Annotated in this window: 1 protein-coding gene and 1 pseudogene; both read right to left on the bottom strand. The window is 76.0% G+C overall.

Annotation, left to right across the window (positions count from 1 at the left end; translation table 11 throughout):
- A partial coding sequence (locus tag ACGFWJ_RS36130; RefSeq protein WP_392956988.1) for a hypothetical protein occupies positions 1-2,393 on the bottom strand: 2,393 nt, incomplete at its 3' end.
- A pseudogene (locus tag ACGFWJ_RS36125) lies at positions 2,390-3,878 on the bottom strand (hypothetical protein); the annotation flags it as partial. The gene ACGFWJ_RS36130 and the pseudogene ACGFWJ_RS36125, both read right to left, overlap by 4 nt.

Raw genomic sequence — 3,878 nt, 5'->3', positions numbered from 1 at the left:
GTGAGCAGGACGGAGAGCACCGCGAACAGCGCGGTGGCGCCGACCGAGACCCAGAACATCCGCTCGGCCGAGGCCTGCAGCGGGTCGTCGCCGAGTGCGGCGGCCTCGCCGGTCACGGTCCGCACCACGTGGCCCGGTTTGATATCGGTGGCGGGCGGTCCGAGGTACTGCAGGGCCAGCGCGCGCAGTTGGGCGTCGTCGAGGTGACCGGTGGCCATCCACTTCTTCGGGGCGCCGAATCGCGGCAGCAGGTCGGTGGCCGGGCCGAGCGGCAGCAGCACGGTGGTGCCGGCCGTCCCGTTCAGGGCAGGGGTGCCGTCGGCGACGGCGACGGTGTGGATCGGGACCGCCGCGCCGCCTCCCAGCCGGAGGTTGAAGGTGCCGTTCGGCAGGTCGCTGCTGACCAGGGCGGGCATCGAGTTGTCCGGTTGGGCGGTGAAGACCGCCGGGTCGAACCGGCCCCGCCCGGCGGCCTCGGCGAGCTTCGCGTACTTGACCGGGTCGGCCACCAGCACGTTGACCCGGGCCGAATAGCCGTTGCCGAACGACAGGGTCACGTCGTCCACGGTCCAGACCGGCAGCGAGACGTCCACGCCGGGCAGCCGGTCGGCGGCGGAGAGGAAGGCGTCCGGCAGCGCGCTGCCCAACGGTGCGTCGACCTGGGCGTCGCCGCCGATGTTGTACCGGGCGGCCGTGGCGCGCTTGCCGGCCACCGAGCTCAGCACGGTGGCGCCGACCGCGCCGCAGGTCACCGCCAGCACCAGGGCGAGCAGCGGCAGCACCGAGGGACGCGAGCGCGGGCCGCCGCTGCCGCGGGCGGCGCGGGCCAGGCCGAGGAAGCCGATGGCGCCGGGCCACCGCCCGGACCAGCGGGCCAGCAGCCCGATCACGACGGGCTGGATCCGGGCCAGCAGCAGCGCGCCGGTCAGCGCGAGCAGCAGCGGGGCGGCCACCAACAGCAGGTCCACCCCTTCGCCGGCCGGGGCCACCCCGCGCCGGACGACCTGGGTGACGGCGGCCGCGGTGGTGGCCAGCACGGCGAGTTCGGCCATCAGCCGGCGGCGCGCGGAGAGGCCGCTGCCGGCCTTGTCGCGGAGCAGCAGCGCCGCCCGGACCGGGAAGGCCAGCAGGGCGAGCAGGGTCACCGAGCCGGCCGCGACGGCGGCGGGCAGCCAGCGCGGCCCGGGCAGCAGGGTGAAGGCGAGCAGCGCGCCGAGTGCGGAGGCCGGCAGCACGGTCAACGCGCTTTCACCGAGCAGTCGTTGGAAGATCCCGCGGACTCCGGCACCGCGGGCCAGCAGCAGTCGCAGCTCGGCCGTGCGCCGTTCGGTGCTCAGTGCCGCGGCGAGGCAGAGGACCACGGCGGCGACCCCGGCTGCGCCGGCGGGGCCGACCTCGGCGAGCGAGTCGATGGCGCGCTGCCGCTTCAGTGCGCGGTCGATCATGGTGCGCAGTTGGGAGGTGATCCGGACGTTCTCCCGTGCGAGGGCGTTGGTCATCTTGATGGAGACCGGCCCTGCGGTGACCGCGGCGAGGTCGTAGGAGGTCTGTTGGAGCCGGTCGGCCCTCAGCGCGTCCACCCGCACCGGCAGCCGCCAGTAGTCCTCGGCCCCGTGGCCCCAGGTGGCCACCAGCGGCGCGGCCTCGGGGCCGGTCAGCGCGACGGCGTACCAGTACGGGAACGGGGGTTCCCCCGGGCCGCTGCCGGGGGTGAGGTTCAGGCACGCCTTGAGCGCGCAGCCGATCTCGGCCCAGAACGGGTCCGACGGGTCGTCGACGGTGTACAGGCCGACCACCCGGACCTGCTGGGGCGGCGGCGGGCCGGTGCGGTCCATCACCGACCGGCCGCCGTCGTACACCGAGCCGAGCCGGAGTCCGAGGGTCCTGGCGGCGGCCTCCGACACGGCGACGGGGATCGGCTCGCTCTCCGTGGCGGCGCCCGGCCACTGACCGGAGGTCAGCTTCAGGTGCTCGCGCGCCCCGTGCTGGTACTGCACGGCGATCTCGGGCGGGACGCTGTCGGGGCGGGTCAGCGGGGGCTCGCCCGGCGCGTCGGCCATCGAACGCGGCTGGGTGCCCCGGCGTCCGTAGACCGGGCCGCTCGGGTCGAGCGGGAGCACCGGGCCGACGGATTGGGCGAGTCGGCCCGCGGCGAGGTCGAGCAGCTGCGCCGGGTCGATCGCCCGGGAAACGGGGGCGGCTACCTGCACGCCGGTGGCGGCCGGACCGGCCGTGCGCAGGTAGCTGCGCAGCGCGCCGTCCGCGCCGCGGTCCTTGGCCAGGGGCAGCGCGGCGGACAGGAAGACCACGGTGAACGCCAGGGCGGCGGCGAGCAGGGCCGCCAGTGGCGCGGTGCGCAGCCGGGTGCGGACCCAGGGAGCCGGGGTGCTCAATTGTCCTCCACGAACCGGAGCCGGGCGCCCACGTCCCGGCGGCGACCGCCGACCAGGAAGGCGGACAGCAGGGGCAGGGCGGCGGTCCCGGCCGCCAAGGCCAGCGTCTGGCCGAGCGGCAGCCCGACCAGGACCCCGGGAACCGGCGGGCGGGCCGCCGGGGTGAGCACCACCAGTGGCACCACCAGGTGGACCAGGACCGTTCCGAGCAGCAGCCCGACGCCGGTGCCGATGCCGACCAGCACGATCTGTTCGGCGGTGGCGGTGCGCCGCAGCAGCCGTCGGGGCGTGCCGAGGGCGAGCAGTACGGCCGATTCGCCGGCCCGTTCGCTCGCCGAGGCGGCCGCGGCGGCGGCGAAGCCGATGGTGGCGAGGACGGCGGCGGCCACCGCCAGTGCGGCCAGCGCGCTCTGCGGGGCGGCGCTCAGCGGGTCGCCGGAATGGGCGGCGGCGTCCTCCTCGCGGAGGGTCAGCTGCTGGGCGGTCGGTCCGGCGCGCAGGGCGGCGGCGGCCTCGGCGGGGGTGCGGTCGCCGGGGCCGGTGGCGGGCAGCCACCACTCGTTGACGGGCGGGACCTGGGCGCCCCGCTCGGTCAGCCAGCGGTGGGTGCCGGCCAGGTCGAGCAGCAGGCCGGTGTCGCCGTACACGGGCAGCGCCTCGACCTGGTCGGTGATCCGCACCGGCATGCTGGTGCTGCCGAGTTGGACCTTGATCAGGTCGCCGACCTTGGCGCCGGAGTCCGTCAGGTACGTGCGGGTGGCCAGGGCCTTGACCTCCGGGCCGGTCCCGGTGTCGCCAGGGGGGAGCACCAGGGCGCGAATGGCGCCGTGCCGGGCCGAGTTGCCGGATGCGTTCGAGGTGTAGGAGACGGTCGGAAGCCGGTTCCCGGCGGGGTCGTCGGTCACCCGGGCCGCGGAGCCGTCCGCGGCGCTCCAGGAGCCGGCGGGCGCGGGGACGGGTGTGGCCGGTCCGGCTGCGGTGTCGGAGACGGCCAGTTGTCGGATCGTCAGTTCGTTGGTGGTGAAGCCCGTGCTGGAGCCGTACGTCAGCTCGAAGCCGGTCAGGGTCAGCGGCGCGGCGATCGAGCCGAGCGGGGCGGCGGTCTGCGGGCCGAGGTCGACCGAGACGGTGGCCTCGCCCTGGTTCGGGAGCTGCGGCATCAGGATGCGGTACGCCGCGCCGAAGCCGTCCCGCAGGTTCAGCCAGACGAAGGGCGCCGCCGGCTGCGGCATCCACTCGGGGAGCGGGAGGCCGACGCCGATCCGGACTGCCACGGTCAGGTCGATCCGGGCCGGCTTTCCGGGCAGCTCGAGGCCGGCCGGCTGCGGTTCGGCCAGCGGTGCGAACAGCTCGGTGGCGGGCCGGCCGCCGAACAGGTCGGGCCGGACGCGCAGTTCGGTGGCGGCGCGGGCGGTGTCGGTGAGCAGCACCCGGCCCCGCTTGTCGCCCGGGAGCCACTGGTCGAACTCGGCGACCGGCAGCAGC

Origin of the sequence: Kitasatospora sp. NPDC048407 (genome assembly GCF_043200475.1) — a bacterium.
Classification (GTDB): domain Bacteria; phylum Actinomycetota; class Actinomycetes; order Streptomycetales; family Streptomycetaceae; genus Kitasatospora.
Note: the sequence above shows the minus strand (reverse complement) of the source record. Positions and strands in the feature narration are given on the sequence as shown.